3 protein-coding genes and 1 riboswitch are annotated in these 3,807 nt (G+C 72.0%); all 3 genes read right to left on the reverse strand.

Annotated features, from left to right (window positions below):
• Nucleotides 1-81: 81 nt before the first annotated feature.
• Nucleotides 82-819, reverse strand: coding sequence for a LysM peptidoglycan-binding domain-containing protein (locus GV126_RS14805; protein ID WP_159666619.1), 738 nt, complete (start codon nucleotides 817-819; stop codon nucleotides 82-84).
• Between the two features lie 4 nt (nucleotides 820-823).
• Nucleotides 824-991, reverse strand: a riboswitch (cyclic di-AMP (ydaO/yuaA leader).
• 176 nt (nucleotides 992-1,167) lie between these two features.
• A complete protein-coding gene (locus GV126_RS14810) occupies nucleotides 1,168-2,340 on the reverse strand; it encodes a transglycosylase family protein (protein WP_159666622.1) in 1,173 nt (390 codons plus the stop codon).
• Nucleotides 2,341-2,498: 158 nt separating this feature from the next.
• The gene (locus GV126_RS14815; protein ID WP_159673702.1) at nucleotides 2,499-3,767 is read right to left on the reverse strand and encodes a cytochrome P450 family protein; all 1,269 of its coding nucleotides are present in this window, start codon (nucleotides 3,765-3,767) and stop codon (nucleotides 2,499-2,501) included.
• Nucleotides 3,768-3,807: the final 40 nt, after the last annotated feature.

A 3,807-nucleotide genomic window follows, 5' to 3' on the forward strand; every position in this document is an offset into this window, starting at 1 on the left:
AGGCGGATGCCGGGGGCGGGGTGGCGGGAGCGCGCCGGCGGCCGGATCGGCTCGGGCTTCGGGGGGGGGTGGGCCGGCTCCTTACTTCAGGTGGAGCTGCTGGCCCGGGTAGATGAGGTCGGCGTCCTGGACGATGTCCTTGTTCAGCTGGAACAGCTTCTCCCAGCCGCCGCGGACGTGGTGGGCGGTGGCGATGGAGCTGAGGGTGTCGCCGGCGACCACCTTGTACTCGCCGTCGCCCTTCTCGACCTTCTTGCCGGTCGGGGTGGTGACGGTCTGCTTCGGGGCCGGGCGCGTGGCGGAGCGGTCGGCGTGCTGCTCACCGGTCGAGCGGTTCGTGGTGGTGCTCTGCCGGGAGCTGTCGGTGCTGCCCGAGCCGCTGCCGTTGGACGCGGACGACGCCGAGGAGGAGGACGACGTCGAGGAGCCCGTGCCGCCGGTGTAGGCGGCGCCGGACAGGCCCTTGCCGCACACCGGCCAGGCGCCCTTGCCCTGGCCCGCGAGGACCTTCTCGGCCACGGCGATCTGCTGGGCCTTGGAGGCCAGGTCGGCACGCGGCGCGTAGGCGGTGCCGCCGTAGGCCGCCCAGGTGGAGTTGGTGAACTGCAGGCCGCCGTAGAAGCCGTTGCCGGTGTTGATGGACCAGTTGCCGCCGGACTCGCACTGGGCGACGGCGTCCCACTCGGAGGCGGTGGCGGCGGAGGCGTTGCCCGCTGCCATCAGCGGACCGGCCACGGCGACGCCGGTGACGCCGGCCAGCGCGATGGCACGGGTGGCCTTGGACGGACGACGGTGCTTGCCCTTGCCGGAAAACAGCATGGAAGGATCCCCTCACCGACGCCTGCGAGGTGAGCTGTCGGGTTCGGGCCGGTTGAGTTGCCCGGCCGCGCCTCCCGAAGGAGGCACGGCTTCACCCCTAGCCGCTTCCGTCAACCGGACGATGCGGCGCTTACCTTGGGTCCCCCGCTCCTGCCTGCGGCGCGTGACGCGACGACTGTTCCCGTGCGGCCGCTGGCAGGATTCGGCGTTGCGGCAGCCGGGGCTCGCGGTGACGAGCGGTCATGACCGTAGACAGCCGGTCCGCGGAATTTCAAAGACGATCAAGGCCTTTGAGACTCATCCCACACTTTCACCGAAGCGGACATCAGGTGCAAACCATGACGTGAACTAGCCCTGGTTCTGGGCGTTTTCGCCCGGGAGATCCAGGCTCTGACCGGCGACGATGTGGTCCGGGTCGGCGCCGATGGTGCCCTTGTTCGCGGTGTAGAGCGCGTGCCATCCGCCGTGGACGTCAAGGGAGTCGGCGATGGACGTCAGGGAGTCGCCGGAACGCACGGTGTAGGAGCCGTCGGTCGCGCCCGGTGCGTCCGCGGCACCCCGGGAGGCGTGCCGGTCACCGGCCGCGTCCGTACGAGCCTGCGTCGCGCCCTCCTCCGCGCTCGCGCCGCGGTGGCGGCCGGAGCCGAGCGAGCCGGTGTCGACGAGGGCCGAAGAGCCGACGTATTGCCCGGGGTTGCCCCACTCGTCCTGATCGCGGGCGGCGGGCACCGAGGGCGACGCGCCGGGTGTCGCCGAGTCGTTCCCGGAGGATGTGCCGGACTTGGCGGTGTTGTCCGACTTGCCGGGCACGGAAGAGGAAGGGGCCGAACCGGCGTGCCGGGCAGGGGATTCGGCGGACGTACCGCCCGAACGGGAGGAATCGGACGGAGTCTCCGAGGTGCCGGAGGAGCCGGACCCTTCCTGCGAGGAGTCCGACGGGCCGGGGTCGCGCACCCCGGACCCGTCCGACCCGTTCGACCCGTCGAACGAACCGGACGGGTCGGACGACCCGGAGGAACCGGAGGAACCCGACGAGCCGCCGGGACCGGAGGAATCGGCGGAACCGGAGGAGTCGGATGTACCGGATGAATGCGCGTCACCGGACGAGCCGTCGGCCACACCGGTGTCGACCTTCGCCGCTCCGGAGTCCTTGGTGAGCCCGGACAGCAGCGCGCAGGTGCGCCAGGCGCCGGGCCCCTGGTCGGCGAGGATCTTCTCGGCCACGGCGATCTGCTGGGAGCGGCTGGCCTGGTCGGCGCTCGCGGCGTAGGCGAGGCCGCCGTACTTCTCCCAGTCGTCCTGGGACAGCTGCAGGCCCCCGTAGTAGCCGTTTCCGGTGTCGGCGCTCCAGGAGCCACCGCTCTCGCACTCCGCCACCTTGTCCCACGTGGTGCCGTCGGCCGCGCTCGCGGCGGAGGCGCCGATGAGCGGGATGGCGATCGCGGAGCCGGTCACTCCGGCGGTGACGAGCAGGGCCGGAGCCTGGCGGGGGCGACGGTGACGACCGTTCCCGGAGAGCATGCAAGGACCTTTCACCCGACAACAGGGACGGCGCGGCGGGTGGTGCTCGGCGCCACGCTGATGCGTGAACGTATCGGCATACGAACGCTCATCACAAGTTCATGCCGCGCAGATCACGTGAACATCACATAGTTGAGCGCGTGTCAGCTTTTGGCTCGTCAGCGGGCCTGCGGACGGGGGTCCTCGACGGGCGGGCCGGGGCTCGGGGTGAAGCGCACGGGCAGGGTCCGCAGGCCGCGCATGATGAGGCCGCCGCGCCAGCGCAGGTCGGCCGGGTCCGCGTCCAGCCGGAGGTCCGGCAGCCGGGTGAGCAGGGTGGCGAGCGCGGTCTGGCCCTCCAGGCGGGCCAGCGGGGCTCCCAGGCAGTAGTGGATGCCGTGCCCGTAGCCGAGGTGCTGGTTGTCGCGCCGGGCCAGGTCCAGGGTGTCCGGGTCGGCGAACCGCTCCGGGTCGCGGTCGGCGGCGGCGAGGACGACGAGCACCGGATCGCCCGCGGCGATGTCCTGCCCGCCGATGGTCAGCGGCCGGGTGGCGAACCGCCAGGTGGCCATCTCGACGGGGCCGTCGTAGCGCAGCAGCTCCTCGACGCCGGTCTCCAGCAGCTCCCGCTCGCCGGCGGCCACCGAGTCCTGCAGACGGTGGCGCTGCTCGGGGTGGGTGAGCAGGGCATAGGTGCCGTTGCCGATGAGGTTGACGGTCGTCTCGAAACCGGCGAAGAGGAGGATGAACGCCATCGCGGCGGCCTCGTTCTCGGTGAGGTGCTCGCCGTGGTCGGAGGCCCGGATGAGGCCGGAGATCAGATCCTCGCCGGGGACCGGCTCGGCGGGCAGCGCCTCGCGCTTCTTGTGGATCAGCTCGGCCAGGTAGCCGCGCATCTTCTTCACCGAGCGGGCCACGCCGCCGCGCGGGCCCTTGCCGTGCCGGATCATCATGCCGGCCCAGTCCCGGAAGTCGTCCTGGTCCTCGCGGGGGACACCGAGCATGTCGCAGATGGCGTAGATGGGCAGCGGGAACGCGAACTCGTGGATGAGGTCGGCGGTGCCGCGCCCGGCGAAGGTGTCGATGAGGCCGTCGGCCAACTCCTGCACGCGCGGCGCGAACTCGGCGACCCGGCGGGGCGTGAACGCCTTGCTGACCAGGCGGCGCAGCCGGGTGTGGTCCGGCGGGTCGATGTTGAGCAGGTGCGTCATCAGCTCGGCCTTGCGCTCGCCGGGGATGCCGGTCTTGCCCTTGGCGTGCGCGGGCTCGTCGTGGTGCGCCGGGTTCTTGCTCAGCCGCTGGTCGGCGAGGGCCTGGCGGGCGTCGGCGTAGCGGGTGACCAGCCAGGCCTCCACACCGCTGGGCAGCCGGGTGCGGTGCACGGGGGCGTGCTCGCGCAGCCAGGCGTACGCCGGGTAGGGATCGCTCGCGAACTCCCAGGTGAACAGGGTGGGCGGGGTGTCGCCCGGAGTCGGTGCGGTGGGGGGC

The organism is Streptomyces mexicanus (genome assembly GCF_902506575.1).
GTDB classification, from domain to species: Bacteria; Actinomycetota; Actinomycetes; order Streptomycetales; family Streptomycetaceae; genus Streptomyces; species Streptomyces mexicanus.